We start from the raw sequence: 16,892 nt of genomic DNA on the forward strand, positions 1-16,892 counted from the left end.
TGTCACGAAGAAATGCGCGGGCTCTCCCCTTCCCGCATTTTTCCAGGGGGCCGTTGCCAGCCTTGCCCATGGGGTCTGACGCTATGCAACCCGCAGGTATGTGTAAAATAGATAATTGACATGCGATCCATAGGCTAATGTCATGCCTTCCAAACGGAGCAAGGCCGCCCTTCGGGGCGCCCGCCGATGGACAAAGCTGGAGAGGGTGGCGCGCGGTCATGAAAATCAGGCAGCTTGAGTATTTCATCCATGTGGTGAACACGCTGAACATCACCCATGCCGCCGAGCGGGCGAATGTCTCGCAGCCCGCGCTCAGCCGGCAGATCCAGTTGCTGGAGGAAGAGCTGTCCACCCAACTGGTCGAACGGCGGCCGCGGGGTGTGGCGCTGACACCTTCCGGGCAGCGGCTGGCCGATCACGTCCGCGCCCTGATGCAAAGCGTCGAGCTGATAAAGGAAGACATCATCGCCGCCGAGACGCTGCCCGCGGGCACCCTGCGCATATCCTCTGCATATTCCCTGCGCGGGCTGCTGATGGCCGATGTGGTGGCTGAATTCCATCGCCTTCACCCGCAGGTCAGTGTCGAGATCCAGGAGGGCACCTCGGTCAATGTGCGCGAGGCCCTGGTGACGCGGCATGTTGATCTGGCGCTTTATTCCGATCACGGGGCCTCGCGCGGGCTGAACCGGCAAGCCCTGTGTTCCGAGGCGCTGGTGCGGCTGTCGTCACGGGCGACCGGCCTTCGGCTGGATCAGCCGGTGGGGGCCGATTCCCTGGCCGACCTTGATCTGGTGCTGACCCCTTCGAACAACGGGCTGCGGCGGGTTGTCGATGAAATGCTGCCGCAGACCGGGCGCAGCCGGAACCCGCCGGTGATCGTCGAGACCAATTCGATCATCATTGATCTGGTTTCGCGCGGCGGGCTGCACAGCATCCTGCCTTACAGTGCCTGCCATCAGGCCTTCAGCCGGGGCGAGATCTCGATCGCGCCGATTGCCGGAATCACCTGGCCCTGGATCATCGCCACCTCGCGCGACCGGCCACGCACAGCCGCGATGCGGGTGTTTCAGGAACTGGTGGTCAGCCATGCGCAGCGCGTGGTTGCCAATGGGCTGTGGGTCACGGCAGAGCTGCCCCCCGGCGATTGACGCATAGCATTTTATGATAATGGACTGCCAGAAATAGCCTGAAGTTATGTCTGGCATCAGCGCATTGATTTTGTCCTAGCCCGGCAAACATGTTTGGGTCGCCACAATGGCCGCATCCTTGCGATGCCGGCCGGCTGTCCGGGAGGGATCACCAGTGGCACAAAATGCCCGCACCACCGCCAAAAGCGGTTCGTCTTCACATGCCGGAATCCCGGCTGTCATCACGGCGCCGGGGCGCCTGAACCGCAACGTGCCGGCCCCCGACCGCGAGGATATGCTGGCCATGGCGCGCACCATGCTGCTGATCCGCCGGTTCGAAACCCGCACGGAAGAGCTGTTCAAATCCGGCGTGATCAAGGGCACCGCCCATTCCTCGGCCGGACAGGAGGCGATTGCCGCAGGGGCCTGCTTTGCCCTGCGCCGCAGCGATTTCATCACCACCCACCATCGCGGCCACGGCCATTGCATCGCCAAGGGCGCCGACATCAACGGCATGATGGCCGAACTTTGCGGCAAGGTCGGCGGCATCTGCGGCGGGATCGGCGGTTCGATGCATGTGGCGGATGTCGAACTGAACATCCTGGGCGCCAACGGCATTGTCGGGGCCAGCATGGGCCTGGGTGTGGGCGCGGCACTGGCCGCCAAGCAGCACGGGTCGGATGATGCGGGCATCGCCTTCTTTGGCGACGGCGGATCGAACGAGGGGATCTTCCACGAATCCCTGAACCTTGCGGCGCTGTGGAAGCTGCCCATCATCTTCTTCTGTGAAAACAACCTTTACGGCATGTCCACGCCGTTCGAACATGCCACCGCCGGCGGATCGGTCGCCGGGCGCGCGGTCAGCTATGGCATTCCGGGCGAACGCATCGACGGCAATGATCCGGTGGCGGTCTATGCCGCCGTGGCAGAAGCCCTTGCCCGCGCCCGCGCCGGCGAGGGGCCGACCCTGATCGAGGCGCTGACCTACCGCCATGGCGACCATTCCGTGCGGGGCAACCTGCTTGGCTATCGCACCGATGACGAGGTGCGCAAATGGCTGGACGAAGATCCGCTTCACCGCCTGAAGCGTCGACTGGCCGAGGACTGGCAGGTGGACGAGGCCGCTTTCGCCGCCCTTGAGGACGAGGCGCGCGACCGGATCGAAACCGCGATCCGCGAAGCGGAAGCCCAGACCGAGCCAGAGCTGAAATCACTGTTCGACAAGGTGCTGGCGCCGCGGCGAAGCCCGCCGCCGCCGCCCGCGCCGGGCGACCGTGCGCTGACCTATACCGAAGCCCTGCGCGAGGCGATTGCCCAATCCATCGAAGGCGATGACTCTGTTTTCCTGATGGGCGAGGATGTCGGCCCCGTCGGCGGCACCTTTGGCGTCACGCGTGGCCTGCATGACAGGTTCGGCACCGACCGTGTGATGAACACCCCGATTTCCGAAGGCGTGATCGCCGGGGCGGCGGTCGGGGCGGCCCTGTCGGGGCGGCGCCCGATTGCCGAGATCCAGATCTTCGATTTCGTCACCTTCATGATGGACCCGATCGTCAACCAGGCGGCGAAGCTGCGCTTCATGCTGGGGGGCAAGGTGTCGGTTCCGGTGGTGTTCCGGGGGCCGCAGGGCGGTGGCATCCGGCTGGCGGCGCAACATTCCCAGTCGCTTGAGGCCTGGTTCGCGCATGTTCCGGGGCTGACGGTGCTGGCCCCCTCAACCCCCTATGACGCAAAGGGGCTGTTGATCGCGGCAATCCGGGACGACAATCCGGTGGTCTTCCTGGAACACAAGCTGCTGTATCTGGGCGGCGCGGCCCCGGTGCCCGAAGCCCCGTATGAGATCGAGATCGGCAAGGCCGACATCAAGCGCGAAGGCACCGACATCACCATCATCGCGACGCTTGCCATGGTGGAACGCGCCCTTTCCGCCGCCGATACGCTGGCCCGCGAAGGCATCAGCGCCGAGGTGATCGACCCGCGCAGCCTGCGCCCGCTGGACATGGATTGCTTCATCCGTTCCGTGAAGAAGACCAGCCGTTGCCTTGTTGTCCACGAGGCCTGGCGCACCGGCGGGCTTGGCGGCGAGATTGCCGCCCAGATCACCGAAGAGGCGTTCGATTGGCTGGATGCCCCGGTTGAACGGCTGGGCGCGGCCGAACTGCCGATGCCCTATAACGACCGGCTTGAACGCGAGGTGATGCCAAGTGCGGCCGCGATTGCCGAGGCCGCGCGGCGCATCTGCCACCGTGATCGCGGCACGGAGGTTTAAGCCATGGCCGTTGAAATCCTGATGCCGGCGCTGTCCCCTTCGATGGTCGCGGGCAAGCTGGTCTGCTGGCATGTGGCGCCGGGGACGCCCGTCAAGAAGGGCGATGTCCTGGCAGAGCTGGAAACAGACAAGGCCGCGCTGGACATCGAATCTCCCGCCGATGGCGTGCTGGAGCGGATTCTGATCGAAGGCGGCACCCCGGATGTGCCGGTCCAGACGGTGATCGGGCTGATCGGTGACGGAAAATCCGCCGCCCCGCCGGCTGTGGCAGGCGCTGCCCCGGCACCGTCCGGGCAACAGGCTGCCCCTGCGGCGCCCGGGGCGGATGAACCGCCGCGCCGCATTTCGCCCCTGGCACGCCGCATTGCGCGGGATCTGGGGGTTGAAACCGATGGTCTGCGGGGCAGCGGGCCGAAGGGGCGCATCATCGCCGCCGACATTCGCGAAGCGGCGGCGCGGGTTACCGCCCCGGCGCCGGTGGCCGCGGTGGCGGCTACCGCCCCGGTTGCAGCACCGCCAGCAGCCATCACCACCCCGCTGCCCGCGGGCACAGAGCTTGAGCCGCATGGCGCCATGCGCCGCACCATTGCCCGCCGTCTGGTGGACTCCAAGCAGACGGTGCCGCATTTCTATCTGGAAATCCGCTGCGAGGCGGACGCGCTTCTGGCCCTGCGGGCGCAACTGAACACGGCGCTGGCCGATGGCGGGGCCGAGACGAAGCTGACGGTGAATGATCTGGTGATGAAGGCCTATGCGCTGGCCATCGCCCGGACGCCCGAGGCCATGGTCACCTGGACCGACGAGGGGCTGGTGCGCCATCGGCAGGTTGATCTTGGCATGGCCGTGGCGCTTGATGCCGGGCTGATCACCCCCATTCTGCGCGATGCGGCCCGGTTGTCGCTGGGGGCGCTGTCGGATGCGGCGCGGCTGGCCATCGGGCGCGCCCGTGAAGGCCGGCTTGGTGCCGAGGAATACTCCGGCGGGCTTGCGGGCATCTCGAACCTTGGCATGTTCGGCGTCAGCGCCTTTTCGGCGATCATCAACCCGCCGCAAAGCATGAACCTTGCCGTCGGCACCATCGAAACCGATCTGGCCCTGCGGGATGGCCAGCCGGTCGAGGTGCGGCGCCTGCGCCTGACCCTGTCGGTTGATCACCGGGCCATTGACGGCGCGGTGGGCGCACGGCTGCTGCAGAACCTGAAGCGGCTGATCGAAGCGCCGCTGTTGCTGGCCGCATGATGCACGACGCATTGCAGGGGCTGTTCGATCTGACCGGCCGCACCGCCCTGATCACCGGAGCGGCGCGCGGGATCGGGCTGGAAACCGCGCGGCTGCTGGGGGCCGCGGGGGCAGCGGTCGTGCTGGTCGACCGCGATACCGCTGCGCTTAAGGCCAGCGCCGGAGGTCTGGCAGAGGAAGGCATCGCCTGCCTGCCGGTGGCGGCCGACATCACCGATGCGGCGGCGCTGGATCGGCTGTTCGACCGGCTGGCCGACTGGCGCGGCGGCGCCGATATTCTGGTGAACAACGCCGCCATGGTGCAGCGCAGCCCGGCAAGCGACCTTGTGCCCGAACTGTGGCGCCAGGCGATGGCGGTCAATCTTGACGCGGGGTTCGAGCTTTGCCGCCGCGTTCACCCCGGCATGCTGGGGCGCGGCGGCGGCGCCATCGTCAACATCGCCTCGATCATGGCGATGTCGGGGGGCGGCTTCTATCCGATTGCCTCTTACCATGCCTCGAAGGGCGGTCTGGTCAATCTGACCCGGGCGCTGGCGGTGGAATGGGGATCGGCGGGCATCCGGGTGAATGCTGTGGCACCGGGCTGGATTCGCACCGATTTCAACAGGGATTTCCTTGATCAGCCCGGCAATGCCGGCCCGCTTCTGGCGGCAACGCCACTTGGGCGCTTTGGCAGCTTGCGGGATGCGGCGGCGGCGGTGCTCTATCTTTGCAGCCCGGCAGCGGCGATGGTCACCGGCCATGTTCTTGCCGTTGACGGAGGTTTTCTTGCCCGGTGAGAACAACATAGGGAGACGGCACATGGCCATGACTGTCAATCACACCGGCATAACCGTTGCCGATCTCGACCATTCCGAAGCGATGTTTGAAAAGCTGTTCGGGTTCGAAACCCTGTCGCGCGCGACGAGAGACCCCGACATGATCTCACGGGTGACGGGCGTGCCAAATGCGCGCGTCGAGGTGGCCTATATGCGCAACGGCTCTGCCACTGTTGAGTTGCTGTGTTACGCTGCGCCGGAAGACCGCGCAGACTTTCGTCCGCGGCCGTGTGACCTGGGGTCGCTGCATATGGGCTTCAACGTCGCAAACCTTGCTCAGGCCATGGACGAGGCCAGGAAATGGTCGCTTGAACTGATGGGCGAGGTCGCCGTTGTGAACGCCGGGCCGAACAAAGGGGCGAAGATCGTCTATTTGCGAGACCCCCGCGATGGCCTTGTTCTTGAGCTTATCGAGCCAGCGCCGAACGGCCAGAACGGGTCATAGCAAAGCACCGCGTGGTGCCGAAGGGCTCAGGCCCATTGCCAGCCTATCGGATGATGTCTCTCAAAAGACGGCAGCGCTGATGGATCGTTGATCGTGCCCGGGTGCCTTTGTTCAAATGCACCCGGGAAAGCCCTGCTTGTTTATGGCTTTGCCAGAACTGACGCGTATCTCAGGCAGCCTTGCGCTGCCCCAGTGCTGCGGCACTGAAGCTGCAACTGTAGATGTAATGCATCACATCTGCACGGCCCGGAATGGGCGCAATGTCGTCCCGCAGCCAGAACCACGGCTGGGCCGACAACCTGCGCTCGAACTCTGGGGATGCGGTGGCTGACCAGAATGCGACCACGCCCTTCGGACCAAGGGATCTGGCCACAGCGCCAAGGCCGCCATCCTGATAAAGCCCGATGTTCGCCGCCCGGACAAGGGAATCGGGCCCGTTGTCCGTGTCCATCAGGATCAGGTCGTAGCCTGTGTCGATCGCTTCCAGATGTGCTTGCACATCGCCAAGAAGCACCCGCGTCCGCGGATCATCAAGCGCATGATCTGTCAGATGGGCCAGCGGCCCCCGGTTCCATTCGACGATTTCCGGGATCAGTTCGCAGACGGTCACTTCGGCATCCGGTGCGGCAAGCTCAAGCACCGCTCTCAGCGTGAAGCCAAGCCCCAGGCCCCCGATCAGGATGCGCTGCGCCGCAAAGTCCATGCGACGCATGGAACGCAGCGCGAGCTGGTCTTCGGACTGGTGGTTCAGGTTCGACATCAGCTCAATGCCGTTATAGCAGATCTCGAACAGATCGCCGCGCTGACGCAAAAGAATATCGTCTCCCAACGCCGTCTCGGCGCGGGCCAGTGTGGTCCACATGGTCATGTCTGGTCCTGTAATGAAAGAGACCCCGCTCATCGGCGGGGGCGATCAAGGGTTCATCGCTTGCCGGGGTTGCCCTGCGCCTCAGGCGCAAAGGCAACCCTCAGACATTGTTCGAACTGAACCCGCACAGGAGGGGGAAGACAGCCGAAATGTTGAAAAACGAATTCATCTATCTCGCCTGACGGACATGGGCCGCAATCAGGAACGGCCGACCGTTCATATAGTGCCCAAGAGCGCCCTATGCAATTGACCCGCCCCGAGTGGCCAGGCACCGCTCCCGGGCGATGTGCAGGACCGCCACCTGGAAACCGTCAGCCCGGGCCGACAAGGCGCCAGAAGAAGATCGCGCTCATCCCGAAACCTACTGTCGCAATCACCCCCCGGATCACAGGTTTCGGCAAGGCACGCGCGACGGGGGCACCAGCATAGCCGCCCGCGGTCGCGGCGACCATCATGATGGCCGCCTGTGGCCATGCCACCATGCCCGCCACGGCGAACACGGCCACCGAGATTGCCGACAACAGAAAACTCAGCCCCGATTTCAGGGCGTTCATGTGGTTGAGGTCGCTCATTCCCCATAATGCGAACAGCGCAAGCAGCATGATCCCAAGCCCGCCGTTGAAGTAGCCGCCATAAAGAGCAACGGCGAACAGACCCAGGGCACCTTCGGTTGACGCGTCCCGCGCCCTTGCAGCGGCCCATTGTCGAACCCGGTCTCCGAACAGGAAAGCCAGGGTGGCGGTCAGCAGAAGAAACGGGACCACAAAGGAAAAGGCTTCGTTTGAAGATAATAGCAGCAGTCCCGACCCGATCAGCCCGCCCGCCAGGGTGATGCTGGCCAGCCGCCAAAGCCTCCTGCGGTCAAAGCCGGCCAGCTCTTGCCGAAACCCCAGCGCGCCGCCCAGATAGCCCGGAAAGACAGCAACCGTGCTGGTGGCGTTGGCGATCACAGGAGGCATGCCGGTAAAAACCAGCGCGGGGAAGGTCAGAAAGGTTCCTCCTCCCGCAATGGTATTCAGAACGCCTGCACAAAATGCGGCAGCAATCAGTACCAGATATTCCATTTCCGCCGTCTCTCCTGCATGTCATCTGTTGGTCGGTGGACGCCTCAGGTCGGGAGCACGGCATCGGCGAAGGCAAGCGACTTGACCGCGTCGTCCGCGCACCGAAGCGGCGCGCGCAGCCCGTTCACATCCCGAGCAGGGTGGCGCCCGGCAAGGATGATGCCGGCACGACAGCCCCGAGGCGCGGTCTTGTTCTGGCACCAGCGAGTGGCCACTCAACATCGGTTCGGGGGGTGATCAAGCTGGCCATTAGGCCTCCTCGGACAGTTTGTCGCCTCATGGTGTTTGGGAAAGGGATGAGGCCCCGGGAGATTCAGTCAGCGCATCAGCGCCTGAACCGCCCGGGGATGCAGGCGGTTCAGAAGATGAAACCGGAAGTGGTTTTCCAGCAAGGCCATGGACCGAGGCTAGGTACCCTGCCGCGGCCAGTCAACCCGCGCGGCCGGCGTCGGGTGCGACGCGGCCCGGCGTGTTTCACGGGGTTCCAGCGCGATCGGCACCTTTGCGCCTATCCGGTGGCCGGATGTTCCCCGGCACAATTGAAACTGCGCGCGTAAAGGCCCATCTGGGAACCATGTCGATCTTCGGTTTCCACATAAGGGCCCTGCGCTCTGCAGGGGTTCTGCTGAACCGCCGGTAGCCCCGGGCGGCACAGGCTTGCGCCTGCCGACACCCCGGGGTTGTCCAATCCGACCTCTCACAATTCGTCTGAACCAGGCCGGCTCGTCCACGGGCGGCCCGCTTCTGCGCTTGGTGAGGGATTCAGTGCGTTTCAGAAGTGGAGAACGAAATGTCCGTCTACATCAAGTCCGGGTCCGGGCAAGGCACCGACAGCAACATCGGCCAGATGCCCGGGATATCCTTCATCCTGCGCTGTTGGAGAAGCGCCGTCCGACGCTGGGAACGGCGAAAGATGATCGCGGTTCTGGCCAGACTGGATGACCGCGTCCTGTGGGACATCGGCCTGTGCCGTGGAGAAATCGAAGACTTTGTCAACGGCCTGAGCCGAGACGAACCCCGAACCGGCACCCGTGCCGAAAACCCGTCTGGAAACTACAAGCTGACGGCTTCAGCCACGACTTGCAGGATGACCGGATGAGTGCCGTTTCCATCCACTTCCGGGGGCTTCTTCAAAACCGCCCCCTGCCCGGGGCGGTCTGAATTCGCGCATGTGTCGCGGCTGCTCCGGGTCTTTCACCTCAGCCTGAACCCGATGTGAAACGATGGCGACAGCCTCGCCAGAGGAGCAAACATGACCGTTTCGAAAGAACAACGACTTGCCGGAGATTCAATCAGTTACGCAATTCTCTGCCAGCACGCCGCCACAAGTGTGCTGACGAAGACGGACCGCCGTGCCCTGGTTGACCACATTCTGCGCGCCGAAAAGGTCGGGGCCGGAGCGCCTGCGATGTTGGCAAGGCTTCTTGGCCTCAAGCTTCTGTATGCGTCGATTGTGGAGAACGGAAGCATCGGCACCCAGACCGCGGCCGGTGGCTCACGGGTGATCTATGCCGTCGACGACCTGCGGCCACAGTCGGGAAGGCTGTTCCACTACGACGAATTTGCCGAGGAAGATAACGGCCTTCATGTCGGATCGCTGCTGGGGGCAACGCTGATCGGCATGAAGGCCGGCACCCATGGGCCGCTGTTGCAGGCAGACGGAACGCTTCGCCGCGTGCGTCTGCTCAGCGTCGAGCGGGCTCACGCATAACGGCAGGTCCAAAATGAAACACCGGGGTCTTCCTGGCCCCTCCAACATGACAATCGAGAAAGAAACATGACAACCAGCACCAACCCTGTGTCGGCACGGCTGCCGAAAATCTACCTGGACAAAAGCCTGGTCGGCCGCCTTGAAGCGCTGGCGGCTTCCGTGATGAGACGCTCGCCAGAGGTTGGCGAGCGCCTTATCGACGAGATCGCGCGGGCAAAGCTGGTTGCCCCGGCCACAATGCGCAGCGATGTGGTGACGATTGGAAGTGAGGTCACCTATCGTGACCTTGGCACGGCGCGTTTGAATACCGTCTCTGTGGTCTATCCCGAGGATGCGGATATCGAGAAAGGCCGCATCTCCGTGCTTACGCCGGTGGGCGTCGCCCTGCTTGGCCTCAGTCCGGGGGCTGAAATCTCGTGGACCACGCGTGATGACGCAACGCGCCAACTGCTGGTTGTGAAGGTCACGCCGCCACCAGGGTGACCGAACAGCCCATCGGTGCCGCAGGGGGGGCTGACGGACCCCGGCGGCACCGATGCCTGTCTTTTGTGGTCAGTGCCCAGCCATCAGGTATTCCGCAACGGCCTGATACGCCGGCAGCGATGTCGGGTCGATGTCGGCGTTGGCGGCCGTCGGGAATGACGCGAAGCGCACAAGCACCATTTCGGCCGTCGGATCGACATAGATGGTCTGGCCATGCACGCCACGCGCGGCAAAAGCGCCGTGGTCGTTGTGGAACACCCACCACTGGCTGGTATAGCTGCCGTTCGGAATGCTTGCATAGCCGCTGAACTTGGACTGATCGCCACCCTTGGCGATGTTCTCGGCCACTTCTGCCGGGAACAGCCGTTCGCCGTTGATCTCTCCCTTGTTCAGCATCAAAAGGCCCAGCCGCGCCGCATCACGCAAGCCAAGGCTGATGCCCCCGCCCGCGAAGGGCACGCCCTTGCCGTCCACGGTCTGATAGGCGTCCTGTTCCGCACCCATCCGGCTCCACAGCCGGTCCGAGGCGAGGTCGGTCACCGATTTGCCCGCCGTGCGGCTGATGATCCACCCCAGCATATCCGAGTTGATCGTTTTGTAGTGGAACGCGTCGCCATGGTTCCCCTCGGGCTGAACCTGGGCCAGATACTCCCAGTATCCGTTCGGTCCCGTGTAGCCTTCGGGTTTCGGCAGCGGGCTTGCCGCGGCCGAGTAGATCCAGATATCGGCATTCGGGTCCGCGTAGTTCTCGGAATACCTGACGCCCGTGACCATATCCATGACTTGCCGGACCGTCGCGCTTCCGAAAGCCCCGTCCGCCACTTCGGGGATGATGTCGCGAACCAGCTTCGTGTCGTCAAGGGCGCCTTCCACCACCAGGATTTCGGCCAGAAGTCCCGTCACGGATTTGGTCATCGACATTGCGGCATGCTTGGCGCCTTCATCCATGCAGCCGAAGTAACGCTCGTACACGACCTTGCCCTTGTGCAGGATAAGGATGCCGTCGGTGTAGTTGGCGTAAAGCGATTCTTCCCAGGTCATCGGCGCCTCCGCCCCGAGCGGAGTGAAGGTCAGCGCGTCGATCTTGCTGCGCAGGTCGGCGAATTCCGAAGGTGACGGGTAGGACAGCGGCACCGGCGCGCCAAGGCCACGGCTGATTTCTTCCGTCGGCAGGAATTCCCGCAGGTGACAGACCGACCAGCGCAGCTTGGGGAAGCTGAAATACACCGAATCCGGCTGGGTAATGATCTTGTCCTCGGGGGGCGGAAAGCCCTGCATCCAGCCCATGACCCGCGGGTCGGACTCCTGCGCCGAAAGCGGGGCGGATTGGGCCTGTGCAACCGTCACTGCGCCAAGGGACATGGCCACTCCTGCTGTCAGGCTGAGAACCTTAGAAATTGATGACGACATTGACGAAACCTCCTGTCCATGGGGATGCGTCCCCGCCGATGACATTGTCGATTCCTGCTCCGGGGAAGGAAACCGATACTCCTGCTGTCAGGAACGTGTTGCGGTTGATGATGCGGCTGTATTCAAGGAAGATATCATCTGCGAGTTCGGCGTTGGTCACACCCGTGACCAGATTTCCATTCTCGTCCAGCCGGGTGGCTTGGCCGAACTGGATCTGGCTGTTCAACTCGTTCGCCCGGATATGCGCGTAACGTATTGTCAGCGTGTCCTGCTGGGTTGGCCTGAGCTGCAGCGCCAAGGTCAGGGCATTCACGTTCGAGTTCAGGAAAGTTGACGCGGACTTCGATCCTGTCGCCCAGGCGCTGGGGCTTCCCTGGTAGTAGAGAGGATCGAACCGCTCGAGCTTTGCCGTGTTCGGGTCATCGCCGGAAAAGGTCTGGTAGCCCAGGGTAAGGCTTGGCGACCAGGGCGCATCCACAAAATTGTAGCTTGCGGTCACCCGGCCTGCCCAGGATTCAAGATCGATCCGGTCATTCCATTGATAGGCGAAATCTCCTGCGAAGACCCAATTCTCCATCGTGCCGGCAAAAGGATTCGTCTTGGCGTAAAGGTTGATTGTCTTGGTCCCGTCCCGCCCCCCCGGAATGATCGTTGGAGCGGCACCGCCCGATCCGGCCTGCGGATAAGGCGAACCCGAGTTGAGAACGTCCACAAATGTCGCGCCGAGGTAGCCCCCGTTCGGGCCATCTTGACGAAGGTCGATGCCAGCAAGTTTGTTGCCGCTGTCATTGGCGGGCAGTTCGTTGGGATCAAGATAGAAGACGGTCCCTGTGACCGTACCAAAGGCCAGGCGCCCGATGGCGGCCCTTTCCCATGCCTCTCGCGGGCCAAGCTTCAGGGCGCCGCGATCAAACCCGCTGCTCGCGCCATTCGCGATCAGCATGCCCGTCCCAAGGGTCAGTTCGCGCGGCCCGAACGAAAAATCGTAGGACAGCCCGCCATTCACATCGCCACGGATCGCAAGGTAGGCTTCTTCAAGGGTGGTCGCCCCGGTGTCGCCCGTGTCGAACGCATCAGTCCCCATCGTATAGGACGACACGACCGAGAGCTTTCCATAGATAACAGCGCCCGATTCCAGCCGATAGTCGAAGCTCAGGCCCGGTTTGATGTAACCTTCCAGCCAGTTGGTGTCCGGGTCAAAAGTGCTGCCCGGCGCAGTCGTGGCAGAAAGGTCCCAAAACAGGTTTTGCTCGCTCACTGCGTTCAGCCCGGCCTGGAAATGCCAGCGAAGGGTCAGACCGTCGCGATTGATGATCGTGGTTCGGTCTTCCGCCAGAGCTGGACTGGCGAAGAGTGTTGTTATCGCTGCTGCAATCGTCGTTCGGGCGTGATTTCGGGAACGGCGTCTCCGGGACAACAAGTCTGCCATGTGTCTTCCCCTGTGGGTTGGGGGCCTGAAACTGGACCTGCGTAAGCTGCTCCGTGATCGTTGGACATATTTCCGGCTGATTCAAGCTACTGCCTGCGCCTGCTGATCGGTTTCGATGCTATTGATGTAGACCACGGTGGTCGGCTGTCCGCCATGGGCAGTGTAAGGGCGTTGGTGGTTGTAGAATGTTATCCGAGCCGACATGGCGCACCCCCGGAACGTAAGCGTTTCCAGCCTCCCACCTTCCGGCTCTCATCCTGATCGGTTCTTTGGACTTTGGTGATTGTTGGAATGGATTTTCTCCATGGAGACTACATTGGAGGTTTTCCCGGTTGGCGGTCGCGGCCGTCGGAACCGGAAGTGGCCTGATGAGGTGAAGGCCCGGATCGTGGCGGAGACGCTGACGCCGGGTATCACGGTGAATTCTGTCGCGCGGCGTCATGGTGTTCCGGCGAACCACGTTTCGGCGTGGCGGACGCTGGCGCGCAAAGGGCGGCTGGTGCTGCCGGCGCCGGAGGATCCGGTGGAATTTGCATCGTTGATGATTGGCCCGGTTGGTGATGGACCGCGTTGTGCCGTGGGCGCCGCGGACCGGCCCGAGATCATCGCGGGCGCGGTGGCTATCCGTCTGGAAACCGGAGCCTCGGCGGAGCGGATTGCGTCGGTCGTGCGCGCCTTGGCTGCCAGCCCATGATGTTCCCGTCGAACCGGGTTCGGATCATGGTCGCGACAAAGCCCATCGACTTCAGAAAGGGTCATGATGGCCTGGCAGCGCTGGTGTCGTCTGTGCTGCGCAAGGATCCGTTCACCGGGGCGGTCTTTGTCTTCCGCTCGCGTAAGGCGGACAGGCTGAAGCTCTTATACTGGGACGGCACCGGCCTCGTGATGGCCTACAAAAGGCTGGAGGATGCGACGTTCACCTGGCCCGCGATCAAGGACGGGGTGATGGCGCTGAACCATGCCCAGTTCGAGGCGCTGTTTGCCGGGCTGGACTGGCGCAAGGTAAAGGCGCTGGAGGGGCGTCCACCGGCTGCGGCAGAGTGAACCAACCATTTGGTTTTGCGTGTTTTTGCGGGGATATTATGGTAGCTCCAGCCCATGCAAACCGCACCCGTCATCGACCTTTCCACCATCCCTGCCGCGCAACGTGCGGCTGTTCTGGCGTTGATGGAAACCGTGGCGGCGCTGACGGAAATCACCCGTCGGCAAGAGCATCTGATCGCTGAGTTGAATCATGCCCTGCATGGCAAGCGGTCGGAAAAGCTGTCTGAAGATGAACGGCAGTTGGCATTCGAGGATCTGTCCATCGCGCTGGCCGAGGTTGAAGCGGAAAAGGAAACCCGCGCCGCCAAAGCAGATGACAAGGCGAGCAAACCCACCCCCAAGCGCACTATCGGCAATCTGCCGGCCGCGTTGCCGCGCATCGAAGAGATCATCGAACCCGCCAGCCTGATCTGCCCCTGTGGCTGCGGTGTCATGCACAAGAGTAAGCGTTCGCGGGGGACCACGGACGGCTTATCTTGACGGCGTGAAGTTCCACGGCAGCAGGTCGTCGAGGCGGCTTTGCGGGTGGCCGTTGGCGATAGCTGTCAAGGTGGCCTTGAGATAGGCGAAGGGCTCTATGCCGTTGATCTTGCAAGTTTCGATCAGCGAGGCGATGCGGCCCCAGGCGATGCCGCCTTCGTCATGGCCGGCGAAGAGCGTATTTTTGCGATTGAGGGCTATCGGGCGGATCAGGTTTTCGACCCTGTTGGAGTCGATTTCGACGCGGCCGTCGGTCAGGAAGGTTTGCAGCCCGTCCCAGTGATTGTGGATGTAGGCGAGCTTTTCGCCGAGCCGGGATTTGGCGGAGATCTTGCGGCGTTGTGCCTGCAGCCAGTCGCCGAAGGCGGCCACCAGCGGCGCGGTGCGGGCCTGACGGGCGGAGAGGCGCTGGCCGGGCGAGATGCCGCGGATGTCGGCCTCGACGGCATAGAGTTCGGCGATGCGGCGCAGACCCTCGGCGGCGATCTCCGATCCGTCGCGGTCAAAGACTTCCTTGAGTTTGCGCCGTGCATGCGCCCAACAGTGGGCCACCCGAATGGGCGCGCCGCCCTTGCGGGATGGTTTGGTCAGGCGGTTGTAGCCGGTGTAACCGTCAATCTGCAGGATGCCGTCGAAGCCGGTGAGGAAGGTCTCGGCATTCTCTCCCGCGCGGCCGGGGGCATAGAAGTAGACCACGCCGGGCGGGTCCTCGCCGCCCCACGGTCGGTCATCGCGGGCCAGCGCCCAAAGGTATCCGGTCTTTGTCACACCGCGCCCCGGATCCAGCACCGGGGCAGTGGTTTCATCCATGAACAGCTTGGATGACCGCTTCAGATGTTCAGCCAGCCGGTCGACAATGGGTTTCAGGTGGAACGCAGCCTTGCCGACCCAGTCGGCCAGCACAGCGCGGTGCAGATCAAGACCCGCCCGCGCCAGGATCTGGCTCTGCCGATATAACGGCAGGTGATCGGCATACTTGCGAACCAGCACATGGGCGAGCGTTGCCTCGGTCGGCAGGCCGCCCATGATCAGGTGAGACGGCGCAGGGGCTTGGGTCACGCCATCGGTGCAGGCGCGGCAGGCATACTTCGGACGCACGGTCACGATCACGCGCAGCTGGGCGGGAACGATGTCCAGACGTTCCGAACGGTCTTCGCCGATCTTGTGCATGACGCCGCAGCCACAGGGGCAGATCAGGCTGTCAGGTTCGATGACCTCTTCGATGCGCGGCAACGCAGCGGGCAGGTTGCCGATGGTGCGCTTTGGCGCAGGTTTGGCCGCCCCGTCACCTGTTTTGGCGGCACGCGTTTCCTTCTCCGCCTCGACTTCGGCCAGAGCGATGGACAGGTCCTCAAACGCCAACTGCCGTTCATCTTCAGACAGCTTTTCTGACCGCTTGCCATGCAGGGCGTGGTTTAGTTCGGCGATCAGATGCTCTTGCCGACGGGTGATTTCCGTCAGCGCCGCCACGGTTTCCATCAACGCCAGAACAGCCGCACGTTGCGCGGCAGGGATGGTGGAAAGGTCGATGACGGGTGCGGTTTGCATGGGCTGGAGCTACCATAATATCCCCGCAAAAACACGCAAAACCAAATGGTTGGTTCACTCTGCCGCAGCCGGTGGACGCCCCTCCAGCGCCTTTACCTTGCGCCAGTCCAGCCCGGCAAACAGCGCCTCGAACTGGGCATGGTTCAGCGCCATCACCCCGTCCTTGATCGCGGGCCAGGTGAACGTCGCATCCTCCAGCCTTTTGTAGGCCATCACGAGGCCGGTGCCGTCCCAGTATAAGAGCTTCAGCCTGTCCGCCTTACGCGAGCGGAAGACAAAGACCGCCCCGGTGAACGGATCCTTGCGCAGCACAGACGACACCAGCGCTGCCAGGCCATCATGACCCTTTCTGAAGTCGATGGGCTTTGTCGCGACCATGATCCGAACCCGGTTCGACGGGAACATCATGGGCTGGCAGCCAAGGCGCGCACGACCGACGCAATCCGCTCCGCCGAGGCTCCGGTTTCCAGACGGATAGCCACCGCGCCCGCGATGATCTCAGGCCGGTCCGCGGCGCCCACGGCACAACGCGGTCCATCACCAACCGGGCCAATCATCAACGATGCAAATTCCACCGGATCCTCCGGCGCCGGCAGCACCAGCCGCCCTTTGCGCGCCAGCGTCCGCCACGCCGAAACGTGGTTCGCCGGAACACCATGACGCCGCGCGACAGAATTCACCGTGATACCCGGCGTCAGCGTCTCCGCCACGATCCGGGCCTTCACCTCATCAGGCCACTTCCGGTTCCGACGGCCGCGACCGCCAACCGGGAAAACCTCCAATGTAGTCTCCATGGAGAAAATCCATTCCAACAATCACCAAAGTCCAAAGAACCGATCAGGATGAGAGCCGGAAGGTGGGAGGCTGGAAACGCTTACCTCGATCAAGCCAAAAGCCCCCTATAGACTTCTGACAATGCTGACAGAGCAACCTTCAGCAGAGGACCGGAAGCGCTCT

General features: G+C 63.2%; 18 protein-coding genes. 11 read left to right on the forward strand and 7 right to left on the reverse strand.

Annotated elements, in window-relative coordinates:
* Positions 1-218 precede the first annotated feature (218 nt).
* The 5 genes from B6K69_RS17280 (at position 219) to B6K69_RS17300 (ending at position 5,898) form a co-directional block, all read left to right on the forward strand.
* Positions 219-1,148, forward strand: a complete 930-nt coding sequence (locus B6K69_RS17280; RefSeq protein WP_164682016.1) for a LysR family transcriptional regulator — start codon at positions 219-221, stop codon at positions 1,146-1,148.
* Between the two features lie 154 nt (positions 1,149-1,302).
* Positions 1,303-3,396 (forward strand): alpha-ketoacid dehydrogenase subunit alpha/beta, encoded by a 2,094-nt coding sequence (locus B6K69_RS17285; protein ID WP_228156887.1) that lies wholly within the window; start codon positions 1,303-1,305, stop codon positions 3,394-3,396.
* A 3-nt stretch (positions 3,397-3,399) separates the two neighbouring features.
* Complete coding sequence (locus B6K69_RS17290) at positions 3,400-4,635, forward strand: dihydrolipoamide acetyltransferase family protein (RefSeq protein ID WP_108644997.1); 1,236 nt, start codon at positions 3,400-3,402, stop codon at positions 4,633-4,635.
* Entirely contained in the window at positions 4,632-5,414 is a 783-nt protein-coding gene (locus B6K69_RS17295; protein WP_108644998.1) for an SDR family NAD(P)-dependent oxidoreductase, read from the forward strand. The genes B6K69_RS17290 and B6K69_RS17295 overlap by 4 nt, the downstream gene beginning before the upstream one ends.
* Positions 5,415-5,436: 22 nt before the next feature.
* Positions 5,437-5,898: a VOC family protein gene (locus B6K69_RS17300; protein WP_164682017.1), complete on the forward strand. Its 462-nt coding sequence runs from the start codon at positions 5,437-5,439 to the stop codon at positions 5,896-5,898.
* Between the two features lie 169 nt (positions 5,899-6,067).
* Here B6K69_RS17300 and B6K69_RS17305 read toward each other — a convergent pair whose 3' ends face one another.
* Together B6K69_RS17305 and B6K69_RS17310 are read right to left on the reverse strand one after the other, a co-directional pair.
* On the reverse strand, positions 6,068-6,766 hold the full coding sequence (locus B6K69_RS17305) for a spermidine synthase (RefSeq protein ID WP_107674936.1): 699 nt from the start codon (positions 6,764-6,766) through the stop codon (positions 6,068-6,070).
* A 311-nt stretch (positions 6,767-7,077) separates the two neighbouring features.
* Entirely contained in the window at positions 7,078-7,830 is a 753-nt protein-coding gene (locus B6K69_RS17310; protein WP_108645000.1) for a sulfite exporter TauE/SafE family protein, read from the reverse strand.
* A 790-nt stretch (positions 7,831-8,620) separates the two neighbouring features.
* On the opposite strand from B6K69_RS17310, the gene B6K69_RS17315 reads away from it, so the two are divergent.
* From B6K69_RS17315 to rnk, 3 genes are all read left to right on the forward strand, one after another.
* The gene (locus B6K69_RS17315) at positions 8,621-8,929 is read left to right on the forward strand and encodes a DUF1127 domain-containing protein (RefSeq protein WP_228156890.1); all 309 of its coding nucleotides are present in this window, start codon (positions 8,621-8,623) and stop codon (positions 8,927-8,929) included.
* A gap of 153 nt (positions 8,930-9,082) precedes the next feature.
* The gene (locus tag B6K69_RS17320; protein ID WP_123876589.1) at positions 9,083-9,541 is read left to right on the forward strand and encodes a hypothetical protein; all 459 of its coding nucleotides are present in this window, start codon (positions 9,083-9,085) and stop codon (positions 9,539-9,541) included.
* A 66-nt stretch (positions 9,542-9,607) separates the two neighbouring features.
* A complete protein-coding gene (gene rnk, locus B6K69_RS17325; protein WP_108645002.1) occupies positions 9,608-10,024 on the forward strand; it encodes a nucleoside diphosphate kinase regulator in 417 nt (138 codons plus the stop codon).
* A gap of 69 nt (positions 10,025-10,093) precedes the next feature.
* Here the strand turns inward: rnk and B6K69_RS17330 are convergent, their stop codons facing one another.
* Together B6K69_RS17330 and B6K69_RS17335 are read right to left on the reverse strand one after the other, a co-directional pair.
* Positions 10,094-11,434: a serine hydrolase domain-containing protein gene (locus B6K69_RS17330; protein WP_108645003.1), complete on the reverse strand. Its 1,341-nt coding sequence runs from the start codon at positions 11,432-11,434 to the stop codon at positions 10,094-10,096.
* Positions 11,415-12,863: an alginate export family protein gene (locus tag B6K69_RS17335; protein ID WP_108645004.1), complete on the reverse strand. Its 1,449-nt coding sequence runs from the start codon at positions 12,861-12,863 to the stop codon at positions 11,415-11,417. The genes B6K69_RS17330 and B6K69_RS17335 overlap by 20 nt, the downstream gene beginning before the upstream one ends.
* Before the next feature lie 304 nt (positions 12,864-13,167).
* On the opposite strand from B6K69_RS17335, the gene tnpA (B6K69_RS17340) reads away from it, so the two are divergent.
* From tnpA (B6K69_RS17340) to B6K69_RS17350, 3 genes are read left to right on the forward strand one after another with little or no spacing between them, the layout of a single operon-like run.
* On the forward strand, positions 13,168-13,557 hold the full coding sequence (tnpA, locus tag B6K69_RS17340; RefSeq protein WP_107673214.1) for an IS66-like element accessory protein TnpA: 390 nt from the start codon (positions 13,168-13,170) through the stop codon (positions 13,555-13,557).
* A 26-nt stretch (positions 13,558-13,583) separates the two neighbouring features.
* The gene (gene tnpB / locus B6K69_RS17345) at positions 13,584-13,907 is read left to right on the forward strand and encodes an IS66 family insertion sequence element accessory protein TnpB (RefSeq protein ID WP_206340516.1); all 324 of its coding nucleotides are present in this window, start codon (positions 13,584-13,586) and stop codon (positions 13,905-13,907) included.
* Between the two features lie 54 nt (positions 13,908-13,961).
* Positions 13,962-14,387 carry a transposase gene (locus B6K69_RS17350; RefSeq protein ID WP_228156892.1) on the forward strand — a complete coding sequence of 142 codons (426 nt, stop codon included), beginning with the start codon at positions 13,962-13,964 and terminating at the stop codon, positions 14,385-14,387.
* Here the strand turns inward: B6K69_RS17350 and tnpC are convergent.
* The 3 genes from tnpC to tnpA (B6K69_RS17365) are packed head-to-tail and all read right to left on the reverse strand — an operon-like array spanning position 14,379 to position 16,729.
* Entirely contained in the window at positions 14,379-15,935 is a 1,557-nt protein-coding gene (tnpC, locus tag B6K69_RS17355; protein ID WP_108645005.1) for an IS66 family transposase, read from the reverse strand. The genes B6K69_RS17350 and tnpC overlap by 9 nt on opposite strands.
* Positions 15,936-15,989: 54 nt before the next feature.
* Positions 15,990-16,313, reverse strand: a complete 324-nt coding sequence (gene tnpB / locus B6K69_RS17360) for an IS66 family insertion sequence element accessory protein TnpB (protein WP_206340516.1) — start codon at positions 16,311-16,313, stop codon at positions 15,990-15,992.
* A gap of 26 nt (positions 16,314-16,339) precedes the next feature.
* Entirely contained in the window at positions 16,340-16,729 is a 390-nt protein-coding gene (gene tnpA, locus B6K69_RS17365) for an IS66-like element accessory protein TnpA (RefSeq protein ID WP_107673214.1), read from the reverse strand.
* Positions 16,730-16,892 lie beyond the last annotated feature (163 nt).

Origin of the sequence: Pseudogemmobacter blasticus (assembly GCF_003071405.1) — a bacterium.
Classification (GTDB): domain Bacteria; phylum Pseudomonadota; class Alphaproteobacteria; order Rhodobacterales; family Rhodobacteraceae; genus Pseudogemmobacter; species Pseudogemmobacter blasticus.

Bases quoted from the DNA above. Each gene is read 5' to 3' on its own strand.
- B6K69_RS17280 (WP_164682016.1), top strand. From the start codon at position 219: ATGAAAATCAGGCAGCTTGAGTATTTCATCCATGTGGTGAACACGCTG.
- B6K69_RS17290 (WP_108644997.1), top strand. From the start codon at position 3,400: ATGGCCGTTGAAATCCTGATGCCGGCGCTGTCCCCTTCGATGGTCGCG.
- B6K69_RS17295 (WP_108644998.1), top strand. From the start codon at position 4,632: ATGATGCACGACGCATTGCAGGGGCTGTTCGATCTGACCGGCCGCACC.
- B6K69_RS17300 (WP_164682017.1), top strand. From the start codon at position 5,437: ATGGCCATGACTGTCAATCACACCGGCATAACCGTTGCCGATCTCGAC.
- B6K69_RS17305 (WP_107674936.1), bottom strand. From the start codon at position 6,766: ATGACCATGTGGACCACACTGGCCCGCGCCGAGACGGCGTTGGGAGAC.
- B6K69_RS17310 (WP_108645000.1), bottom strand. From the start codon at position 7,830: ATGGAATATCTGGTACTGATTGCTGCCGCATTTTGTGCAGGCGTTCTG.
- B6K69_RS17315 (WP_228156890.1), top strand. From the start codon at position 8,621: ATGTCCGTCTACATCAAGTCCGGGTCCGGGCAAGGCACCGACAGCAAC.
- B6K69_RS17320 (WP_123876589.1), top strand. From the start codon at position 9,083: ATGACCGTTTCGAAAGAACAACGACTTGCCGGAGATTCAATCAGTTAC.
- rnk (WP_108645002.1), top strand. From the start codon at position 9,608: ATGACAACCAGCACCAACCCTGTGTCGGCACGGCTGCCGAAAATCTAC.
- B6K69_RS17330 (WP_108645003.1), bottom strand. From the start codon at position 11,434: ATGTCGTCATCAATTTCTAAGGTTCTCAGCCTGACAGCAGGAGTGGCC.
- B6K69_RS17335 (WP_108645004.1), bottom strand. From the start codon at position 12,863: ATGGCAGACTTGTTGTCCCGGAGACGCCGTTCCCGAAATCACGCCCGA.
- tnpA (WP_107673214.1), top strand. From the start codon at position 13,168: ATGGAGACTACATTGGAGGTTTTCCCGGTTGGCGGTCGCGGCCGTCGG.
- tnpB (WP_206340516.1), top strand. From the start codon at position 13,584: ATGGTCGCGACAAAGCCCATCGACTTCAGAAAGGGTCATGATGGCCTG.
- B6K69_RS17350 (WP_228156892.1), top strand. From the start codon at position 13,962: ATGCAAACCGCACCCGTCATCGACCTTTCCACCATCCCTGCCGCGCAA.
- tnpC (WP_108645005.1), bottom strand. From the start codon at position 15,935: ATGCAAACCGCACCCGTCATCGACCTTTCCACCATCCCTGCCGCGCAA.
- tnpB (WP_206340516.1), bottom strand. From the start codon at position 16,313: ATGGTCGCGACAAAGCCCATCGACTTCAGAAAGGGTCATGATGGCCTG.
- tnpA (WP_107673214.1), bottom strand. From the start codon at position 16,729: ATGGAGACTACATTGGAGGTTTTCCCGGTTGGCGGTCGCGGCCGTCGG.